Source organism: Vibrio sp. 10N.286.49.E11 (assembly GCF_041469505.1).
Taxonomy (GTDB): Bacteria; Pseudomonadota; Gammaproteobacteria; order Enterobacterales; family Vibrionaceae; genus Vibrio; species Vibrio crassostreae_C.
Genome location: NZ_JBFRKQ010000034.1, coordinates 61,773 through 81,261 on the forward strand (window position 1 = coordinate 61,773; position 19,489 = coordinate 81,261).

Below are 19,489 nucleotides of genomic sequence, written 5' to 3' on the forward strand. Positions count from 1 at the left end.
TGAAGCTTTACGCGCAATAAATTACGTAATTACTGACGTGTTCTTGGCTTAGCTGGTTTAGCCGGACGACCGTTGTTCAGTTTAGGCTTACTTTTGTTAGCCTGAGGTTTGCCTTTGTTTGCAGCTGGAGCGCTACGACCTGAATCAGGTGTTGTAGTACCGCGAGTTGCAGGCTTCTTACGCTTAGTTTGGTTGCTACGGCCTTTTGGTGCGTTTGCACGCTCTTCGTGACGTTTAACAGCACGACGAATTTTTTGGCTACGAGAACGCTCACGCTTACGAGAAGTGTTTGAAGGATCAAGATCCAACAGTGTCTCTTTCTCAGGCTTAAGCTCAACAAGCTCACGCAAGTAGTTAACTTCTTGAAGATCTAGCTCTTTCCAACCGCCACGAGGCAGTTTCTTATCAAGGTAGATATCACCGTAACGTACACGTTTCAGGCGGCTTACTGTTGTTTCTTGTGATTCCCAAAGACGACGAACCTCACGGTTACGACCTTCGTTAATCGCTACGTAGAAAGTATGGTTCATACCTTCACCACCAGCGTAAACCACATCTTCAAAACGAGCCATGCCGTCTTCTAGTTGTACGCCACGAGTAACGTTTTTAACTTTCTGCTCAGTCACTTCACCGAATACACGCACTAGGTACTCACGCTCAACCTGACGGCTTGGGTGCATTAGACGGTTTGCAAGCTCACCATCAGTAGTGAAAAGCAAAAGGCCTGATGTGTTTGCATCAAGACGACCAACTGAAATCCAACGAGAACCACGGATCTTAGGTAGACGATCGAAAACAGTACGGCGGCCTTCAGGATCGTGACGAGTACAAAGCTCACCTTCAGGTTTGTAGTAAGCAAGTACACGACAAACCACTTCTTCAGAAGCCTTGCCTGAAACAGTATGGCCATCGATACGGATCACTGAGTTCTCGTCTTCAAGACGTTCGCCCAGTTTCGCAACTTGACCGTTAACACTTACACGACCAGATTTGATTAAACCTTCTAGTTCACGACGAGAACCGTGACCAGCTCGCGCTAAAACCTTCTGTAATTTTTCGCTCATTTACTCTTTTCTACCTAATTGTCGTCTTCACAGACGTCGAATGAATTTTTCGCGACCAAATCGCGGTCGCGTATTATCGCAAATAACCTGCCAAAAAGCACTTGTTATTTACTGTGGCAGGTTTGCTGTATCGTTACAGACTGTTAATCAGTAAAGCGACTATTCAAACGGTGCAGGATCGCCAGCACCACGACGTAGAACCACGGCATCATCGTCACTGAAGTCAATAACCGTCGTCGGTTGCTCACCTAAGTAACCGCCATTCAAAATCACATCAACCGCATGCTCTAGGCTGTCACGAATTTCTTCTGGATCCGACTCCGTAGTCTCGTTACCCGGCAGAATCAAAGACGTCGACATCAATGGTTCACCCATCGCTTCCAACAGGTCGAGTGCAATCTTGTTGTCTGGGACACGAATACCAATCGTCTTACGCTTGGCGTTCATCAAACGCTTTGGCACTTCTTTGGTTGCTTTAAAGATAAACGTGTAAGCACCTGGTGTATGCGCTTTCAGTAGACGGAAAGCCACGTTATCGACGCGTGCATACAGTGATAATTCAGAAAGATCACGACATAACAAGGTGAAGTTATGCTTGTCATCGATGCGACGAATTTTACAGATACGTTCAAGTGCTTGTTTGTTTTCAAGCTGACAGCCCAGCGCATAACCGGAATCTGTTGGATAAACCACAACGCCGCCATTGCGAATAATCGCAACCGCTTGAGTAATTAAGCGTGCTTGTGGGTTATCTGGGTGTACATAAAAAAACTGGCTCATTGTTGATCCTCGTTATCGAATCTCTCGACTCTATCATCAGAAGGAGCTGGCTCACCTAAAGACTATTCAGATGGTGAAACCGTTTGAAACTCCCAATCTTTCCATACTTCTTCGACCCCAGAAGGTAGCCAGAGATTGCGTCCAAGTTCCATCCACGGAGATGGGTAATGGAAATCACTGCCTTGGGAGGCTAATAGTTTGTATTGTATAGCATAATCCGCGAGTGTGCGTCTTTCTTGTTGCGCTTGCTGAGGTTGAGCTACTTCCATCGCATCCCCTTTCGCTTCAACAAATGCCGCTAGTAGGCGCTTAACCCACTTGGCTGTAAGGCCATATCGCCCAGGGTGAGCGAGTACGGCTTGACCACCAGCAGCGTGAATAGCCGTAACAGCATCACTCATTGAACACCATGTTGGCGGCACATAACCTGGGTTATTGCGAGTAAGAAACTTTTTAAACACCTGCTGCATGGTTTTTGCGTAGCCGTTATCGACTAACCACTTAGCAAAGTGAGCACGAGTAATAGGCGCATCACCCGCAATCAATTTAACTTCTTCTAGCACCCCTTCACGAGTCGCTTTCTCAAGACGTTGAGCAATCATCTCTGCACGTCCAATACGGTGTTGCTTCTGTTGCTCAACGAGCGCTTTAAGCTCTGGTGACTCAGGATCAACATTTAACCCAACAATATGGATATCTTTATTTTGCCAAACAGTCGAAATCTCAATGCCGTTGATCAGCTGAATAGGAAGGTTGTTATCAGCAATATAGTTGCGTGCTTCAGCAAGCCCATCAGTCGTGTCATGATCTGTAATCGCTAGCGCTTCGATGTTAAAGCCAAGCGCTCGGTCAATTAGCTCAGGTGGAGTAAGTCGGCCATCTGAGGCTGTTGTATGACTATGTAGATCAATTCTCATATATTCTTTTTCATTGTTTTCAATTTTTATCGTTATATTTGTGCCAACACACTTGACCCGCAAGCAGAAAACTAGTTAACTAGTACACAAATACGAAGTATCACATTTGATAGGTTCACCATGTTACAAGAATTTAACCAAAACCATAAAGATAAAGTTTTAGAACTTTCTTCAGTAGAAGCAAGTTCAGAGCTTAATTGGTGGCGCACTTGGACAAGTTCTTGGTGGGCTAACGTGTACTTCTAATTAAACAGTTTGTTTATAAAAAAGTTATCACTAAGCCCGCTTTAATAGCGGGCTTTTTAATTTGTCGAACATCTCACATTCAACTGACTAACAAATCATCGAATTGACCATATTCTAGATTGGGTGAAAGGTATCTTTATGCGACTATGTACGGCAGGAAATTTAAAGAATCATAAAGGAGGTCTTGTGAACAAGGCCATTGAAATCAAAAAGCTGGGAACCATTGAGGTCATCAATTCTTCAGTTCCTTACTCGCAAGATCCAACCAGCGTTTTTCATACTTTGTGTGAAAACAAAACTGATAGTCTTTTGTTGGAATCTGCCGAGATTGAATCTAAACAGAACCTGACAAGCCTACTCCTTATCGACTCTGCTGTTCGCATCGTATGTCGCGGACATGAAGTAACCTTTCAAGCATTGACTGAAAACGGTCAAGCGCTTATCGAACATCTCACTCAAAACGTGAAAGCAGAAATTAAATCTGACCTTACTGATAACGTTTTGACGCTGACTTTTATCGAACCAAGCAACGAATTAGACGAAGACTCACGTTTAAGAGAAGCCTCTTCATTCGATGCACTGCGTTTGGTTCAGCACAGCTTTGAGCAAGACGCGGATAACAAACACGCATTATTCATGGCGGGCTTATTCGCTTACGACATCGTGGCAAACTTTGAGCCACTAGGTGATGCTGAAGCAACCAACAATTGTCCTGACTTTGTATTCTACGTAGCTGAAACACTATTGCGTTTCGATCACCAAGAGAACGAAGGCCTACTTCACGCGAGCTTATTTGCTCAAGATGACAACATCAAAGCGCAATTAACTGACCGTCTAGCCGACATTCAAACTCAGTGTCAGTCCCTGAAAGCCATCACTGAAGTAACGCCGTTAGACAACGTTGAAGCTGTACCTAGCGTTTCAGATGAAGACTTCTGCCAAACGGTTCGTGATTTAAAAGAGTACGTAGTTAAAGGCGATGTATTCCAAGTAGTACCTTCACGCCGCTTCACTCTACCTTGCCCTGCCCCACTGGCGGCTTATAAAGAACTCAAACAAAGCAACCCAAGCCCTTACATGTTCTACATGCAAGACGAGCTGTTTACTCTGTTCGGTGCATCTCCAGAAAGCGCGCTGAAATACGAGACAGAAACCAACCAAATCGAGATCTACCCGATTGCTGGTACTCGTCGTCGTGGTAAGCGCCCTGACGGTCAAATCGATTTCGACCTAGACAGCCGTATCGAGCTTGAACTGCGTACCGACAAGAAAGAAAACGCCGAGCACATGATGCTAGTTGACCTAGCGCGTAACGATGTGGCACGTATTGCCGAAGCTGGCACTCGCCACGTAGCAGACTTACTGAAAGTAGACCGCTACAGCCATGTAATGCACTTGGTTTCTCGTGTTGTTGGTCAGCTCCGTGAAGACTTAGATGCTCTGCACGCTTACCAAGCTTGTATGAACATGGGCACGCTAACGGGCGCACCAAAAATCCGCGCAATGCAGCTTATTCGTGACGTAGAAAAAACGCGTCGTGGTAGCTACGGTGGTGCAGTCGGTTATCTAACCGGTGAAGGGACTCTAGATACTTGTATCGTAATTCGCTCTGCTTACGTTGAAGATGGCGTAGCACAAGTACAAGCTGGCGCTGGTGTGGTATTCGATTCAGACCCACAAGCAGAAGCCGATGAAACTCGCGGCAAAGCACAAGCGGTTATCTCAGCGATTCAAGCAGCTCATACTAAGAACCTAACAAATAAGAAGGAGTCGTAATCATGGCTGATATTGTATTCATCGATAACTTCGACTCGTTCACTTACAACCTTGTAGACCAGTTTCGTTCATTAGGTCACAGCGTAAAAATTTACCGTAACAACATTCCTGCAAAAGTAGTTGAAGCGGCGATCAACGAACTAGACAACCCTGTTGCACTGCTTTCGCCAGGCCCTGGCGCTCCAGCAGATGCGGGCTGTATGCCAGAGCTGATTCAGCTTCTAAAAGGTAAAGTGCCAATGATTGGTATTTGCTTAGGCCACCAAGCGATTGTTGAAGCCTATGGCGGCACCGTTGCAGGCGCTGGCGAAATCATTCATGGTAAAGTGTCGATGATGGAACACCAAAACCATGCGACTTACCAAGGCTTACCTTCGCCATTGGCTATCGCTCGCTACCACTCTTTAGTGGCAACGCATGTATCTGATAGCCTAACGGTGACCGCTGAAGTAGATGATTTGGTGATGTCTGTGGTTCAAGAACAAGACAAGGTGTGTGGATTCCAATTCCACCCTGAATCAATTATGACGACCTACGGTGCAACGCTTCTAGCAAACGCTATCGAATGGGCTCTTGAGAAAAAGACGATATAGGAAACGATCATGGAACAGATTAATAAACTTTACGAACAGCAGTCTCTTACTCAAGAAGAAAGCCAACAGTTATTTGATGTGATCATCAAGGGTGAACTAGACCCAATCTTGATGGCTTCTGCGCTAACTGCACTGAAAATCAAAGGCGAAACGCCCGATGAAATTGCAGGCGCAGCAAAAGCACTACTTGCGAATGCAAACCCGTTCCCGCGCCCTGATTACGATTTCGCAGACATCGTAGGTACAGGTGGCGACGGTCACAACACCATCAATATCTCGACGACTTCTGCATTTGTTGCCGCAGCGTGTGGCTTAAAAGTCGCGAAGCACGGTAACCGCAGCGTATCGAGCAAATCAGGCTCTTCTGACCTACTGGATTCGTTCGGTATTAACCTAGCGATGACAGCAGAAGACACTCGTACTGCAGTCGACGAGCTTGGCGTAGCATTCCTATTTGCTCCGCAATATCACGTCGGTGTACGTCACGCGATGCCTGTTCGTCAGACGATGAAAACGCGCACTATCTTCAACATCCTTGGTCCACTGATTAACCCTGCTCGCCCTAATATCGAGTTAATGGGTGTTTACAGCAAAGAGCTCGTCCGCCCTATCGCGGAAACCATGCTGCAAATGGGTATTAAGCGTGCTGCCGTTGTGCATGGTAGTGGCCTTGATGAAGTGGCTATTCATGGCGAGACAATCGTTGCTGAAATTAAAGATGGCAAAATTCACGAGTACACAGTGACACCGGCAGACTTTGGCCTGAACACTCACCCTCTTGAAGCAATCAAGGGCGGCGAGCCAGAAGAGAACAAAGCCATCACAACCGATATCCTGACGGGTAAAGGCACTGATGCTCAAGTTGGCGCAGTGGCAGTCAACGTTGCTCTACTGATGCGTCTGTTTGGTCACGAAGACCTAAAAGCCAACGCACAGCAAGCAATTGACGCGATGAACTCTGGCAAAGCATACGAGCTTGTACAAAAGCTTGCTGCACACGCCTAACGAACGACGAATCGAGACAAAGAACATGACACAGACTACCGATAAACTGTCGACCCACGTTTCAGTCAAAGAAGCTGAAATGGCGGAAGTATTAGCAAAAATCGTTCGTGATAAATACCAATGGGTTGAAGCACGTAAGCAGACTCAACCATTAGACGAGTTTAAAGCGTCACTAACTGCAACAGACCGCAGCTTTTATGACGCTCTGAGCGGAGAACAAACGGTTTTCATCACTGAATGTAAAAAGGCCTCTCCGTCAAAAGGTTTAATCCGTGACGAGTTTGACCTCGACTACATTGCTTCTGTTTACAACAACCACGCAAACGCGATTTCTGTGCTGACAGACGAGAAGTACTTCCAAGGTGACTTTGAGTTTTTACCTAAAGTTCGCAGCATTGCTAAGCAGCCTATCCTGTGTAAAGACTTCATGGTTGATACCTACCAAGTGTATCTAGCTCGTCATTACTCAGCTGATGCTATCTTGTTAATGCTATCGGTATTAGATGACGAAGAGTACAAAGCGCTGGCGGAAGTCGCTCACTCACTCAACATGGGTGTATTGACCGAAGTCAGCAACGAAGAAGAGCTTCACCGTGCAGTCGCTCTAAACGCTAAGGTGATCGGCATTAACAACCGTAATCTTCGTGACCTTTCGACTGATTTGAACCGTACTAAAGAGTTGGCGCCGCTGATTCGCGAACTGGCTCCAAACGCAGTTGTGATTTCAGAGTCTGGCATCTACACACATCAACAAGTTCGTGACCTTTCAACGTTTGCAGATGGCTTCCTAATCGGTAGCTCTCTAATGGCAGAGAAGAACCTCGAGCTTGCGGTACGCAAAGTAACACTGGGTGAAAACAAGGTGTGTGGTTTAACTCACTCTGACGATGCAGCAAAGGCTTATCAAGCTGGTGCGGTATTCGGTGGTCTGATATTCGTTGAAGCATCTAAGCGTCATGTGGATATCGAAGCGGCTCGTTTGACTATGAGCGGCGCACCTTTGAACTACGTGGGTGTGTTCCAAAACCACAGCGTTACTGACGTTGCGAAAACGGTTTCTGAGCTAGGCCTGTTCGCTGTGCAATTGCACGGTGATGAGTCTCAAGCGTTTGTCGATGAGCTAAAACAGTCACTACCTGAAAGCGTTGAGATTTGGAAAGCTTACGGTGTTGCTCCCGATGCTGAGAGCTCGCTACCAGAATTACTGGAAAGCAACGTGACTCGTCACCTGCTAGATACTAAAGTGGGTTCTCAAACTGGTGGCACAGGCCAAGTGTTCGATTGGAACCTAATCAACAACCAAAGCACAATCATGTTGGCGGGTGGCCTAAACCCAGAAAATGCTAACCAAGCCGCTAAGTTGGGTTGCTTAGGATTAGACCTAAACTCTGGCGTTGAATCCGCTCCAGGAAAAAAAGACGCAGACAAACTGCAACGTGCTTTTGCAGCGATTCGCAATTACTAGTCCAAACTCGGCGCTAGAAATTAGAAAGCAGAAACTAAAAACATATTTGTGAGCTTTGCCTTTTGCGAAGCTCAAACAAGATTAAATGACTTGGTGTGAATACACATCAGTAGAATTGAAGGAATAACACAATGGCTAAACTCGATGCCTACTTTGGTGAATACGGTGGTCAATACGTACCGCAGATCCTAGTGCCAGCACTAGACCAACTTGAACAAGCATTTATCGATGCACAAGCCGATCCTGAGTTCCGCAGCGAATTCATGACGCTTCTTCAAGAGTACGCTGGTCGTCCAACGGCACTAACGTTGACTCGTAACCTAACTAAAGGCACAAAAACCAAACTGTACCTTAAGCGTGAAGATCTACTTCACGGTGGCGCCCACAAGACAAACCAAGTACTTGGTCAAGCATTGCTAGCAAAACGTATGGGTAAGCAGGAAATCATCGCTGAAACTGGGGCAGGCCAACACGGTGTGGCAACGGCTCTAGCGTGTGCTCTACTAGGTCTTAAGTGTCGTGTATACATGGGTGCGAAAGACGTTGAACGTCAAAGCCCGAACGTGTTCCGTATGAAGCTAATGGGCGCAGAGGTTATCCCTGTTCATTCTGGCTCTTCAACGCTAAAAGATGCATGTAACGAAGCGCTACGTGACTGGTCGGCAACTTATGAAGACGCGCACTACCTATTGGGTACTGCAGCGGGCCCTCACCCATTCCCAACGATTGTTCGTGATTTCCAACGCATGATTGGTGAAGAAACGAAGAACCAAATTCTAGCTCGTGAAGGTCGCCTTCCTGATGCAGTTATCGCGTGTGTCGGCGGTGGTTCAAACGCTATCGGTATGTTCGCGGATTTCATTGAAGAAGAGTCTGTACGCCTAATCGGTGTAGAGCCTGCTGGTAAAGGTATTGATACCGACCAACACGGCGCGCCGCTTAAACACGGTAAAACTGGTATCTTCTTCGGTATGAAAGCACCACTGATGCAAGATGAGAATGGTCAAGTAGAAGAGTCTTACTCTGTATCTGCGGGTCTAGACTTCCCATCAGTTGGCCCTCAACACGCGCACCTAAATGCTATTGGCCGTGCTGAATACGACAACGTAACCGATGACGAAGCACTAGAAGCTTTCCAAGCTATCGCACGTAACGAAGGTATTATCGCAGCGCTAGAGTCATCTCATGCTTTGGCTCATGCAATCAAAATGGCTCACGATGATCCAGAGAAAGAACAGCTATTAGTCGTTAACTTATCTGGCCGTGGTGACAAAGACATTTTCTCTGTACACGACATTCTTAAAGAGAAAGGAGCATTATAATGGATCGCTATCAATCACTCTTCACTCGCTTAGCTGAAAAGAATCAGGGCGCATTCGTACCATTCGTAACAGTTGGCGATCCTAACCCTGAGCAATCGCTTAAGATCATGGAAACTTTGGTTGAAGCGGGTGCAGATGCACTTGAGCTTGGTATTCCATTCTCCGATCCGCTTGCAGATGGCCCGACAATCCAAGGTGCAAACATTCGTGCGTTAGATTCAAAAGTAACGCCAGATGTGTGTTTTGATCTTATTGGTCAAATTCGTGCTAAATACCCAGAGCTACCAATCGGCCTACTGATGTACGCAAACTTGGTGTACGCACGTGGTATCGAGAACTTCTACGAGCGTTGTGCGAATGCAGGTATCGATTCAGTATTGATTGCTGATGTACCAACCAACGAGAGTGGCGAGTTTGTTGCTGCAGCTAAGAAGTTTGGTATTCACCCAATCTTTATTGCTCCACCAACAGCAAGTGATGAGACGCTTCAATCGGTTTCTGAGCTAGGTGGTGGTTACACTTACCTACTTTCTCGTGCTGGCGTAACGGGTGCAGAAACCAAAGCAAACATGCCTGTGACAGCCCTACTTGACCGTTTGAACAAGTTTGATGCGCCACCAGCACTGCTTGGTTTCGGTATCTCTGCTCCTGAGCAAGTAAAAGAAGCCATCGAAGCTGGCGCTGCTGGTGCTATCTCTGGCTCTGCGGTTGTGAAAATCATTGAAAACAACGTTGAACAACCAGAAGCAATGCTTAAAGCACTTGCTGAGTTTGTTACGCCAATGAAAGCGGCAACGCAAAAATAATAAATAGGCTCCCACTAGTGCGATAATTAGCGCTGTGGGAGTTTTTCTCCGAGAACACGTCCAAACCCTCTCAATTGTTAAATTTCTGATAAAAACAACACCTCATACAAACCTGTAGCACACCTATAATACCCCACCAAAACATCACCACCATTTATAAAAATAATGACAAATCAAAAAAGCAAACGTTTGCTTTAGTGTGAAAAATCATCAAATGACATTTGATTACTGCTTTTTGGTGTTCTTTCATCTCTGCTCATATTGATAAATGTAAAAGATACGTGTAAAACTTCTCGCGAAATATTAATCCAATGGTACATCGTACATTGGTGAGTAGTTCTGGGATTTTTATATTTAGTAGCACAGAGGTTATGGAAGTGTTAAAAGAAAAGAGTTTACTAAGCAACATCGGCGTTCAAGTCGTTATTGCAATGATCATCGGTACCCTAGTCGGTGCGATGATGGGTGACAGCGCAACTATGTTCGCTCCACTGGGTGCTATCTTCATCAATTTGATCAAGATGCTGGTTATCCCTCTAGTCGCGGTTGCCCTAATTTCAGGTGCTGCTGGTCTAGGCAACAGCTCATCAGCAGGTAAAGTGGGCGTGACCACTCTAGGTTACTTTGCACTAACGTCTGCACTTGCTGTAGCACTAGCGCTAGTAATGGGTGAAATATTCGAACCAGGTCGTGGTATCGATGTTTCTGGCGTTGAAGGCATGTTCTCTTCTGAATACGCTGCGAAAGGTGAACTTCCAACGTTCTGGGCAACCATCACAGGCATGATCCCGACCAACGTTTTCCAATCACTGAATGAAGCAAACATTCTGCAAATTCTAGTTTTCTGCTTATTCTTCGGTATTGCGATTTCTAAACAAGCGAAAGAGAAACGTGACCCTATCATCAATGGCGTAAACGCGATTGTTGACGCTATGGTTTGGATGATCAACAAGGTTATGATCATTGCACCACTTGGCGTATTCGGCCTAATGGCAGAAGCTGTGGGTACATTCGGCTTTGGCGCACTTATGGTTGTGTTCAAACTGTTCGTTGTCTACATCGCTGCGATTCTGATCTTCGGCTTTGTTGCTTACCCGCTAATGATTCAAATCTTCACTAAGACTTCTGCTAAGAAGTTCCTAGTGGCAATGAAGAAGCCTCAAGCGGTTGCACTATCAACAGCCTCTTCAATGGCGACACTGCCAGTAACAATGGAAACGGTAGAGAAAGAACTTGGCGTTCGTAACTCTACGGCTTCATTCGTTCTGCCACTTGGTGCGACGATCAACATGTCTGGTAACGCAATTTACTACGGCCTAGTTGCTATCTTCTTCGCACAGCTGTTCAACATCGACCTGTCTATGGGCGCTTACATTGCTATCATCGTAACGTCGACTCTAGGCGCAGTTGGTCAAGCAGGTGTTCCAGGTCCTTCTTTCCTAGTGGTTGCGGTTCTTCTAGCAGCTGGTATCCCTATTGAAGGTCTACCTCTGTTGTTCGCTCTAGACCGTATCTTCGACATGATCCGTACTGCTCTAAACATCACTGGTGATGCAGCATGTGCAGTCATCGTTGATTCTCTAATCGAAGACGAAGCGAAAGAAGCTGAGCTACAAAAACAGCAAGCGTAATATTAAGCTTCAGTTTGATTGATAAATAAAACCGCCTTCATGAGGCGGTTTTTTTATTAGGTAATGATCGATATTGATTCCATAAATCTTACCCTTGTCAGGCTAATTGATGAGTCCAAACGCACGAGGCAGAGCCAAACTAATTTCAGGAATAAAAGTAATGGCCAACAGTGTGACGATCAATACGGCACAAAACGGCATGATACTTCTTATAACGTTTTCAATCTTAGAGCCACTGACACTACAACCCACAAATAGCGCCGTACCAACGGGTGGCGTTGCAATGCCAATACATAAGTTGAAGATAATCATCATCGCGAAGTGAATTGGATGCATGCCTAAATGCTCAGCAATCGGCATAAAGATAGGGGTAAAGATCAATACGGCTGGCGTAAGGTCCATAAACATACCCACAATCAGTAGAATCAGGTTCATCAGAATAAAGATGATAATTGGATTGTCTGAAATAGAGAGCATCCAATCACTGATCATGGTTGGTAGACCGGTAAACGCCATTGCCCATGACATAATGGTAGAAGCACCAATCAAGAACAGCATAATGCCAGTAACCTGAACCGTTTCTCTACAAATTATCGGAAAGTGTGCCCATTTGAGGGTTCGGTAACAGAGTGACAGTATAAAAGAGTATAGAACCGCTATACATGCCCCTTCTGTTGCAGTGAATATACCACCAATAATACCGCCAATAACAACAACAATAAGCCCTAAGCTTGGTGTTGCTTGCCAAACAATATTCAGCACATCTTTCGTTGTGAAGCCGTCATTCGCACTTGTTTTGTAGCCCTTCTTTTTAGCGATGAAATAGGCGACGACCATACAACTTAAGCCCATTAGAATACCTGGGACATACCCTGCGATAAACAACGCCGCAACGGATGTTCCACCCGATACCACTGAAAATACGATCAGTGAATTACTCGGCGGTATTAATAAGCCTGCCGGGCAAGATGCAACGTTTACTGCTGTTGCTAAGTTTTTATCATAACCATCTTTTTCTAATTCTGGGCCTAAGGTTTTACCAACCGCAGCTGCTGCTGCAACGGCTGATCCTGAAACGGCGCCAAACATCATATTGGCGAAGATGTTCACGTGAAAAAGTGAGCCCGGGATCCAACCAACCAAGAGCTTTGCAAGGTTGATGAGTCGACTCGCGATGCCACCTACATTCATTATATTCCCCGCGAGGATAAAGAAAGGGATGGCTAATAAACTGAAACTATCAATACCGGTAATGATTTTTTGACCCGCAGTAATACTGGCGACTTCAAACGGTAAGATGAAATACATGATGGTTAAAGATGACATGGCAATTGCAATCGCAATCGGCATGCTTATCGCGATCATGAATAAGAATAGGCCTAGCAGCCAAACACCAATGGACAAATCCATAATATAGAGTCCTTTTAAAACTTATTTTTTGTTGGGTTCACAAAAAAGATCAAACGTATTCATGACCAAATAAATGAGGATAATAACGGCTGAAATCGGCAATATTGAATACACCGTCGACATCGGTAATTGCAGTGCTGGAGAGAGTTGTTGTGTGGTTCTTCCCATTAGGGCGATGCCACCTTGAAGCATTGCTAGAAATACAAATGCGCCAGAAATGATATTGATGAGTACATGTAATGCGATATGTGCTTTACCCTTAAGATAACCATCCAATAACGTTATTGCTAAGTGTCCTTTGATACCGAATAAGTAGCTTGCTCCTAATAAGCCAAGCCATACCATCGCATAACGAGCAAGTTCATCAGTCCAGTTACTTGGATCATTCAAAACATAACGACTAAAGACCTGCCAAGTGACAGTAACGACAAGTAACATTAGTGCAAAAGAAGAGACAAAAAGAATCAGCCTATCAAGTAGGTTTCTGAAAGTTGCTAACATGGTGTGATACCTCAAAAAATTTTGCCTTAGCAAAGCCAAGGCAAAATTATATTTTCACTAAGACTGATTAAAGAGCTTCAATTTTTTCAATGAATGGAGCTAGTTTTGGATCTTTTTTCGCCTCATCAATCATAGGTTTAACAGCTGCACGGAAAGGGGCTTTATCAACTTCAACAAACGTGACACCTTCTTTCATTCCTTTCTCTTTGTTCATGTCATCTGTTGCATCCCAGATTTTGATCTGCTCTTCAAGAGACTCAGCTGCAGCTTCTTTTAAGATTTTTTGCTCGTTAGCCGTTAAAGTACCCCATTTGTATTCAGAAATGATGATCACGTCAGGCGTCATCATGTGCTGGTCCATAGAGTAAAATTTGGCAACTTCGCTGTGTTTCATTTCAACTAAGCTAGAAATATTATTTTCAGCACCGTCAATTACACCTTGTTGCAATGCCGTGTATACCTCATTGAAAGGTACAGGCGTTGCTTTGCCACCAAGTAGGTTGACCATTTCCATCATGGTCGGGGAGCCAGGAACTCGAACTTTCATGCCAGCGAGATCAGCTGGTGAGTTGATGGCTTTCTTAGCGTAGAAGCTACGTGTGCCTGAATCATAGAATGTAAGACCGATGAAGCCTTTACCTTCACTTGAAAGCAACATCTCTTGTGCAGCTTCACTTCGCATGAAGGTTCTCATATGTGGAACGTCACGGAATAAGAAAGGCAGTGCATTAACCTTAAAAGTTGGTTCAAAAGATTCGGCTAACCCACCATTGATTTTGGCCATATCAATCGCGCCAGTAACAACTTGCTCCGCTTGGTCACGTTCAGAGCCTAATTGACCGTTTGGAAAGATCTTAATCGTAAGTTCACCATTCGATTTTTCTTTAACTTTATCAGCCATGATCACCATGCCTTGGTGAGCTGCGCTTTCTAATGACATTGCATGCCCTAACGTCAAAGTTTTTGCTTGAGCGCCAAATGCCATCAGAATTGATGCTGCTGCAATCGTCAGTAGGTGTTTTTTCATGTTCTTCTCCAGAATCCATTTTGTAAGAGGTACAGTTTCTATATGCAACGCTATAGCTAAGTTTGAAATCTAACGTTCAATTGCACATCGCTCATAGCAGTAACGTTTCATTACAATATTCTTACCCTATAGATTTTGTATTACAATACTATATGTATGTTTTGTGAGCTAAGGTTCATCTATTGGCCTGAGAACCTAATTGATTGTGATACCAATCATATTTGGGACTAATTAGACTATTAAGCAGCCCTACTTTGGATTTTTTGGGAATTTCGATTACTTTCAACTGCTTTAAGAACAATCTCTTAGCAAAAAAAGAACCGATATTTTTATGTTATTTTAAGACATTAAATTCAGTTATGGAGCACGACAAAGAAGGTCTCATCGATTGAAAAAGCGAGTCGTGAACTGCGATTTCTGAGGTGGTCGAGGTAAGGTTTTAGGCTGAGCGTATGGAACAAGAGTGGATAAGCAGGGATAAAGACAACGGTGGGAATCTTACTAGGACGAATTGTTTGTAACAAAAATCCGAGAGCCTCACAGCCCTCGGATTTTTTGGTGGTCTAGTTTTTTAGGCGTTAGACGAATTACAAATCAGCACCATAAATATCAAACGTGAAGTACTTAGCGGCGATCTTGTCGTAAGTACCGTTCGCTCTGATCTCTTCAATCGCGGCATTGAATTGTTTAGCCAGTTTTGAATCCTGCTTTCTTAGTGCTAACGCCGTACCTTCGCCAATGTAGGCTTTATCGGTTACTGCTTTACCTTTGAACTCAAAGCCCTCGCCTTCTTTCTTATCTAAGAAAGCCAATGACAGTTGATCTGAGTTGCCGAAGGTTAGATCTAGACGACCATTTTGCAGATCCAAGTAAACTTCATCTTGGCCGGTATAACGCTTAATGTTTGCCACATCGCCAAACTTGTCGGTTACGTAGCGATCGTGAATCGTACCCTGCTGAACACCGATGGTTTTGCCCGTTAAGCCAGCCTCATCAACGCTGAACTCCGCGCTTTTAGCCGCAACAAACACGGCTGGAGTTTGGTAGTACTTATCAGTAAATAAGATTTTACGCTTACGCTCTTCGGTGATACGCATCGAAGCCATAATCACATCTGACTTTCTTGCCAACAAACTTGGAATTAGCGAGTCCCAGCTTTGTGAAACCCAAGTACAATCGAGTTTAGCTTGCTCACACAAAGCATCAGCTATCTCAATATCAAACCCGACAGGCACACCGTCACTGTTTTTATAGTTGAATGGCGGATACGTAAAGTCCGACGCCAAACGGATTTCTTTCGCCTGTACCGTTGTACCAAGTAAAGCGACCGCACAAGCGAGTCCTAGTATTATCTTTTTCATCATTGCCATCCTAGATATGATCTTTATCGAGTTGAGATTGAGTTTCTTTATGTTGAGCTTGTTGAATGTGTTTGCCTTGTTGACTCTGTTCTAATTCGGTTTGGTAACGTGTTAGTGACGTTATCACTTCTAGCATGCTCTCTTGGCTACCAATACTGATTCGAACACAGTTACGCAAAGCCGGTTCATGGTTTTGGTTCCTTGTCACAATGCCGTCCTTCGCCAAGACACTGAACACTTGATGCCCAGCTTTTTGACGCAGCAAAATGAAGTTTGTCGATGAAGGGTAAACAGACTCGATGAAATCAAACTGCGTTAACTCACAAGCAAACCAGTTACGCAGCTCAACCAGATTCTGCGTCGCATCTTGCATCACTGAGACTCGTTCATCAGACAAAGCGTCTAACACGATTTGCGATGAGCAATCCGGCATCGGATAAGGTGGAATCAGCTTCGCGACATACTGCATCACATTTTGACTCGCTAAGATAAAGCCACATCGAACCGCAGCCAGTCCAAACGCCTTAGACAAGGTGCGAATCACTACCAAATGCGGATAACGCTCAATAAGGCTCACAGCTGACGTTTGTGGTTCAAACTCGATATACGCTTCATCGACGACCACTAGCGACTTTCCAGTCGTGCCTTCCAGTACCTGAATCAAATCCGATTTAGGAATCACATTGCCCGTTGGGTTATTTGGTGAGCAAAGAAACACGATATTAGCCAACTTCGCTTTGTTCACAATATCAGTGACGTTAAGGCTAAAGTCTTCCTGCAATGGAGAGTCCAAGGTATTAATCGCCAATGCATCAGCGCAAAACTCATACATCGCATACGTTGGAGAGCAGATAAGTATGTTGTCGCACGCCGGTTTACAGAATGTTCTGATCAGCAAATCAATCGCTTCATCTGCACCACGAACAGCCACAGTCGCGGCATCGGTACTACAGTAATCTTGATAAGCCTTAGCAATATCTTGTGGTAAGAAGTCTGGGTATCGGTTGTGACTTGCTTCTCCTTGAAACAGCGAGCTTTCCAATTCATTGGCGTTTAGCCAGACACGTCCATCACCACCAATTCTTCTTGCCGATTGATAAGGTATTAATTTTTTTACAGCCTGAGGCACTAAGCTATCAATAAAAGATGTCAAGAAGCTATCCCTTTCACAAAATCACAACGTCTTCATCATTGCCTTCATATTCAAAAAATGTGACTTATACACATATTGAATCACAAATGATGATTAAGTATTTACATTCAAACAGAACACTATTGATAAATGAATCGAAATAATCACATAATAGCCATGATAAAAAGTCATAGGTAAAGATATGAATCGCACACTTCCTTCAACCAAAACCTTGCTCGCGTTTTTGTCTACGGCAAGGCACCTCAACTTTACACGCGCGGCACATGAGCTCAATGTTACGCAAGGTGCAGTGAGTCGTCAGGTATTGTCGTTTGAAGAAAGCCTTGGCTGTGATCTCTTCTATCGCCATGCTCGCGGATTGTCTTTAACGCCGAAAGGAGAAGAACTGGTTCCCCTGATACAAAGAACGATTCATCAGCTGCAATCGGCTCTAAATCAAGTGGCTAGCTCTCCGTCTAAGATCAAACTCAACGCACCGAGCTGTATTACCTCTTGGCTACTACCTAAGTTGATGTCTTTTCAGCAAGCCTATCCTGAAATTGATGTCGAACTGACGTCGACCATCAAGCACGTCTTCGAACCAAGCTTTGATCCGTTTGACGCCGTAATTACCTATGGTAAGAAGCCAAACCAACAATCGATTATCAGCCAATTATTGTTTAACGAGCAGCTAGCGCCCGTTTGCCAAGCACAAAGCATTACACAGAGCCATCTTGTAAGTAGCGCTTCTACTATCATCAAGCCACACAAGCTCGCTCAATACACTTGGTTACACGCTAACAATGAGCAAAGTGATTGGCGACTTTGGTTAGAGCACATAGGCAGCCACGACCTTTCAAGCAAGAACAACCAACAATTCGCGACACTCGATCAAGCTATGAACGCCGCCATTCAAGGGTTTGGCATTGCCATAGGCGACATCACACTGGCCAAGCAAGATATTGATTTAGGTAGATTGGTAAAAGTGAGTGAAGGCAGTGTTTTCTCTGGAAATGGTTACTTCTTGCTGCAACCCAAGAATCGACAAAATACATCCTTATCTACGCTTGTTGATTGGCTCGTCGATTAGCGGCAATCATTGTTGGTAGGCCTCTTTATAAGCGGCAGGAGAGCGTCATAATGAGAATTTTTCCGTTCTCAAAATGAAACTATTTGATGTCTGTTTCGTATTGATTGTCAGAGAATAGAACGTACCTTCCTTTAACTATTTGAAAAGAAGTTCAATTCTATTTAGCCGGGAATTTATTCTGTTCCGTTGGAGAAAATGGCATTCGAGTTGCTTTGTCATAGATAACCCAACCAATATACAGCAGGTTGCACCAGTTTCACTGCAGCTTGTCACGGAGGATAGGCTATGACCTTACAAAGACATACGTATTACGGCTTGATTCACCATGGAATTAAAACCCTATTAATGGACAGAATTGGCCACTTCACAGAGCGTGAATATCACGAGTATCTCGACTTAACGACCGGTAAATCGACATGTTTTGCCATGAGTGAGCAAGAGCTCGAAAACACCTTAGACAGCTTAAAGAGCGAAGGTTACCTTGAAGATATCAAAAAGCTGATACCTCGCTATCAAACCTCGTCAATGCGATAACCTGCTTCAACTCTTTAAACACGATGAGTGGTTAGATTGAATTAATTGGCACCCAATTGTCTCGAGCTATTTAGCATCGAGACAGTTTTCGTTAGACTGTCAGCAACTCAACTAACTGGATAGTCAGTGTCTCATGAAACAAATTCTTGATTTCATTCCTCTCATTATTTTCTTTGCGCTTTATAAGATGTACGACATCTATACCGCGACCGGCGCTTTGATCGTTGCCTCTGCAGTTCAAATTATTTTGACTTATTTCATCTACAAGAAAGTCGAAAAAATGCAGGTCATCACCTTTCTAATGGTTGCCGTATTTGGTGGCATGACCATCTTCTTGCACGACGACAACTTCATTAAATGGAAAGTCACCATCGTTTACGCACTGTTTGCGATTGGCCTGACGGTCAGTCACATCATGGGCAAATCAGCGATTAAAGGTATGTTAGGCAAAGAGATCACACTGCCTGATTCGGTATGGGGCAAGATCAACTGGGCATGGACGCTGTTCTTTACCCTATGTGCCGTTCTCAACGTTTACGTTGCTTTCAGCCTACCGTTGGATGTTTGGGTCAACTTCAAAGTGTTTGGTCTACTCATCGCGACCTTGCTCTTCACCTTGCTCACTGGTGTTTATATCTATAAGCATCTACCAAAAGACCAGCAGAAAGAGTTAACGGATAAAAATACCGACGAGAAATAGCCCTTAGGGATGAGTCCTCATACCCTATTTGATACAATTATTATCAATATGCGATTGGCCAATGATACTCGTGATCATTGGCCGCTGATTATTTGTGTTCGGTGAAGACGTTAAAAATTGGACCACCAC

Annotated in this window: 19 protein-coding genes and 1 other annotated feature; of the genes, 11 read left to right on the plus strand and 8 right to left on the minus strand. The window is 44.5% G+C overall.

The genetic code is table 11. The features are described from left to right. Positions 1-29: 29 nt before the first annotated feature. The 3 genes from rluB to rnm all read right to left on the minus strand — a co-directional run bounded on the left by rluB (position 30) and on the right by rnm (position 2,761). Positions 30-1,064: a 23S rRNA pseudouridine(2605) synthase RluB gene (gene rluB, locus AB4167_RS07275; RefSeq protein WP_017055112.1), complete on the minus strand. Its 1,035-nt coding sequence runs from the start codon at positions 1,062-1,064 to the stop codon at positions 30-32. Positions 1,065-1,223: 159 nt separating this feature from the next. Further along, positions 1,224-1,844 (minus strand): L-threonylcarbamoyladenylate synthase, encoded by a 621-nt coding sequence (locus tag AB4167_RS07280; protein WP_009848751.1) that lies wholly within the window; start codon positions 1,842-1,844, stop codon positions 1,224-1,226. Positions 1,845-1,906: 62 nt separating this feature from the next. Continuing rightward, positions 1,907-2,761: an RNase RNM gene (gene rnm / locus AB4167_RS07285; RefSeq protein WP_136982008.1), complete on the minus strand. Its 855-nt coding sequence runs from the start codon at positions 2,759-2,761 to the stop codon at positions 1,907-1,909. Between the two features lie 120 nt (positions 2,762-2,881). Between rnm and AB4167_RS07290 the strand changes: the two genes are divergently transcribed. The 8 genes from AB4167_RS07290 to AB4167_RS07325 all read left to right on the plus strand — a co-directional run bounded on the left by AB4167_RS07290 (position 2,882) and on the right by AB4167_RS07325 (position 11,605). Continuing rightward, on the plus strand, positions 2,882-3,007 hold the full coding sequence (locus AB4167_RS07290; RefSeq protein ID WP_009848753.1) for a trp operon leader peptide: 126 nt from the start codon (positions 2,882-2,884) through the stop codon (positions 3,005-3,007). After that, positions 2,954-3,068: a sequence feature (Trp leader region), on the plus strand. It overlaps the preceding gene by 54 nt. Positions 3,069-3,193: 125 nt before the next feature. Continuing rightward, entirely contained in the window at positions 3,194-4,783 is a 1,590-nt protein-coding gene (locus tag AB4167_RS07295; protein WP_017063545.1) for an anthranilate synthase component 1, read from the plus strand. Between the two features lie 2 nt (positions 4,784-4,785). Next, positions 4,786-5,376 (plus strand): aminodeoxychorismate/anthranilate synthase component II, encoded by a 591-nt coding sequence (locus AB4167_RS07300; RefSeq protein ID WP_010438041.1) that lies wholly within the window; start codon positions 4,786-4,788, stop codon positions 5,374-5,376. A gap of 9 nt (positions 5,377-5,385) precedes the next feature. After that, entirely contained in the window at positions 5,386-6,381 is a 996-nt protein-coding gene (trpD, locus tag AB4167_RS07305; RefSeq protein ID WP_136982010.1) for an anthranilate phosphoribosyltransferase, read from the plus strand. A 25-nt stretch (positions 6,382-6,406) separates the two neighbouring features. Then, positions 6,407-7,846 carry a bifunctional indole-3-glycerol-phosphate synthase TrpC/phosphoribosylanthranilate isomerase TrpF gene (gene trpCF / locus AB4167_RS07310; protein WP_136982011.1) on the plus strand — a complete coding sequence of 480 codons (1,440 nt, stop codon included), beginning with the start codon at positions 6,407-6,409 and terminating at the stop codon, positions 7,844-7,846. Positions 7,847-7,977: 131 nt separating this feature from the next. Beyond that, positions 7,978-9,168: a tryptophan synthase subunit beta gene (gene trpB, locus AB4167_RS07315; RefSeq protein ID WP_060982409.1), complete on the plus strand. Its 1,191-nt coding sequence runs from the start codon at positions 7,978-7,980 to the stop codon at positions 9,166-9,168. Then, a complete protein-coding gene (gene trpA / locus AB4167_RS07320) occupies positions 9,168-9,974 on the plus strand; it encodes a tryptophan synthase subunit alpha (protein ID WP_136982012.1) in 807 nt (268 codons plus the stop codon). Before trpB ends, trpA begins: the two co-directional genes overlap by 1 nt. Before the next feature lie 311 nt (positions 9,975-10,285). After that, positions 10,286-11,605: a dicarboxylate/amino acid:cation symporter gene (locus AB4167_RS07325; RefSeq protein ID WP_346393668.1), complete on the plus strand. Its 1,320-nt coding sequence runs from the start codon at positions 10,286-10,288 to the stop codon at positions 11,603-11,605. A gap of 102 nt (positions 11,606-11,707) precedes the next feature. Here AB4167_RS07325 and AB4167_RS07330 read toward each other — a convergent pair whose 3' ends face one another. The 5 genes from AB4167_RS07330 to hisC form a co-directional block, all read right to left on the minus strand. Further along, positions 11,708-13,015 carry a TRAP transporter large permease gene (locus AB4167_RS07330; protein ID WP_010438025.1) on the minus strand — a complete coding sequence of 436 codons (1,308 nt, stop codon included), beginning with the start codon at positions 13,013-13,015 and terminating at the stop codon, positions 11,708-11,710. Positions 13,016-13,036: 21 nt separating this feature from the next. Then, positions 13,037-13,516 (minus strand): TRAP transporter small permease, encoded by a 480-nt coding sequence (locus AB4167_RS07335; RefSeq protein ID WP_004736522.1) that lies wholly within the window; start codon positions 13,514-13,516, stop codon positions 13,037-13,039. Positions 13,517-13,583: 67 nt separating this feature from the next. Next, on the minus strand, positions 13,584-14,543 hold the full coding sequence (locus AB4167_RS07340; RefSeq protein WP_136982013.1) for a TRAP transporter substrate-binding protein: 960 nt from the start codon (positions 14,541-14,543) through the stop codon (positions 13,584-13,586). Between the two features lie 587 nt (positions 14,544-15,130). Further along, positions 15,131-15,904 (minus strand): ABC transporter substrate-binding protein, encoded by a 774-nt coding sequence (locus tag AB4167_RS07345; RefSeq protein WP_136982014.1) that lies wholly within the window; start codon positions 15,902-15,904, stop codon positions 15,131-15,133. A gap of 10 nt (positions 15,905-15,914) precedes the next feature. Then, positions 15,915-17,057, minus strand: a complete 1,143-nt coding sequence (gene hisC, locus AB4167_RS07350) for a histidinol-phosphate transaminase (protein WP_136982015.1) — start codon at positions 17,055-17,057, stop codon at positions 15,915-15,917. A gap of 181 nt (positions 17,058-17,238) precedes the next feature. On the opposite strand from hisC, the gene AB4167_RS07355 reads away from it, so the two are divergent. The 3 genes from AB4167_RS07355 to AB4167_RS07365 all read left to right on the plus strand — a co-directional run bounded on the left by AB4167_RS07355 (position 17,239) and on the right by AB4167_RS07365 (position 19,360). Further along, on the plus strand, positions 17,239-18,126 hold the full coding sequence (locus tag AB4167_RS07355) for a LysR substrate-binding domain-containing protein (RefSeq protein ID WP_136982016.1): 888 nt from the start codon (positions 17,239-17,241) through the stop codon (positions 18,124-18,126). Between the two features lie 285 nt (positions 18,127-18,411). Then, entirely contained in the window at positions 18,412-18,660 is a 249-nt protein-coding gene (locus tag AB4167_RS07360) for a hypothetical protein (RefSeq protein ID WP_017069991.1), read from the plus strand. 133 nt (positions 18,661-18,793) lie between these two features. Further along, positions 18,794-19,360 carry a septation protein A gene (locus tag AB4167_RS07365; protein ID WP_017061509.1) on the plus strand — a complete coding sequence of 189 codons (567 nt, stop codon included), beginning with the start codon at positions 18,794-18,796 and terminating at the stop codon, positions 19,358-19,360. Positions 19,361-19,489: the final 129 nt, after the last annotated feature.

What these genes read in the sequence shown, in the direction of transcription:
- rluB (WP_017055112.1), bottom strand. Translation starts at nt 1,064, where the DNA reads ATGAGCGAAAAATTACAGAAGGTTTTAGCGCGAGCTGGTCACGGTTCT.
- AB4167_RS07280 (WP_009848751.1), bottom strand. Translation starts at nt 1,844, where the DNA reads ATGAGCCAGTTTTTTTATGTACACCCAGATAACCCACAAGCACGCTTA.
- rnm (WP_136982008.1), bottom strand. Translation starts at nt 2,761, where the DNA reads ATGAGAATTGATCTACATAGTCATACAACAGCCTCAGATGGCCGACTT.
- AB4167_RS07290 (WP_009848753.1), top strand. Translation starts at nt 2,882, where the DNA reads ATGTTACAAGAATTTAACCAAAACCATAAAGATAAAGTTTTAGAACTT.
- AB4167_RS07300 (WP_010438041.1), top strand. Translation starts at nt 4,786, where the DNA reads ATGGCTGATATTGTATTCATCGATAACTTCGACTCGTTCACTTACAAC.
- trpD (WP_136982010.1), top strand. Translation starts at nt 5,386, where the DNA reads ATGGAACAGATTAATAAACTTTACGAACAGCAGTCTCTTACTCAAGAA.
- trpCF (WP_136982011.1), top strand. Translation starts at nt 6,407, where the DNA reads ATGACACAGACTACCGATAAACTGTCGACCCACGTTTCAGTCAAAGAA.
- trpB (WP_060982409.1), top strand. Translation starts at nt 7,978, where the DNA reads ATGGCTAAACTCGATGCCTACTTTGGTGAATACGGTGGTCAATACGTA.
- trpA (WP_136982012.1), top strand. Translation starts at nt 9,168, where the DNA reads ATGGATCGCTATCAATCACTCTTCACTCGCTTAGCTGAAAAGAATCAG.
- AB4167_RS07325 (WP_346393668.1), top strand. Translation starts at nt 10,286, where the DNA reads ATGGTACATCGTACATTGGTGAGTAGTTCTGGGATTTTTATATTTAGT.
- AB4167_RS07330 (WP_010438025.1), bottom strand. Translation starts at nt 13,015, where the DNA reads ATGGATTTGTCCATTGGTGTTTGGCTGCTAGGCCTATTCTTATTCATG.
- AB4167_RS07335 (WP_004736522.1), bottom strand. Translation starts at nt 13,516, where the DNA reads ATGTTAGCAACTTTCAGAAACCTACTTGATAGGCTGATTCTTTTTGTC.
- AB4167_RS07340 (WP_136982013.1), bottom strand. Translation starts at nt 14,543, where the DNA reads ATGAAAAAACACCTACTGACGATTGCAGCAGCATCAATTCTGATGGCA.
- AB4167_RS07345 (WP_136982014.1), bottom strand. Translation starts at nt 15,904, where the DNA reads ATGAAAAAGATAATACTAGGACTCGCTTGTGCGGTCGCTTTACTTGGT.
- AB4167_RS07355 (WP_136982016.1), top strand. Translation starts at nt 17,239, where the DNA reads ATGAATCGCACACTTCCTTCAACCAAAACCTTGCTCGCGTTTTTGTCT.
- AB4167_RS07360 (WP_017069991.1), top strand. Translation starts at nt 18,412, where the DNA reads ATGACCTTACAAAGACATACGTATTACGGCTTGATTCACCATGGAATT.
- AB4167_RS07365 (WP_017061509.1), top strand. Translation starts at nt 18,794, where the DNA reads ATGAAACAAATTCTTGATTTCATTCCTCTCATTATTTTCTTTGCGCTT.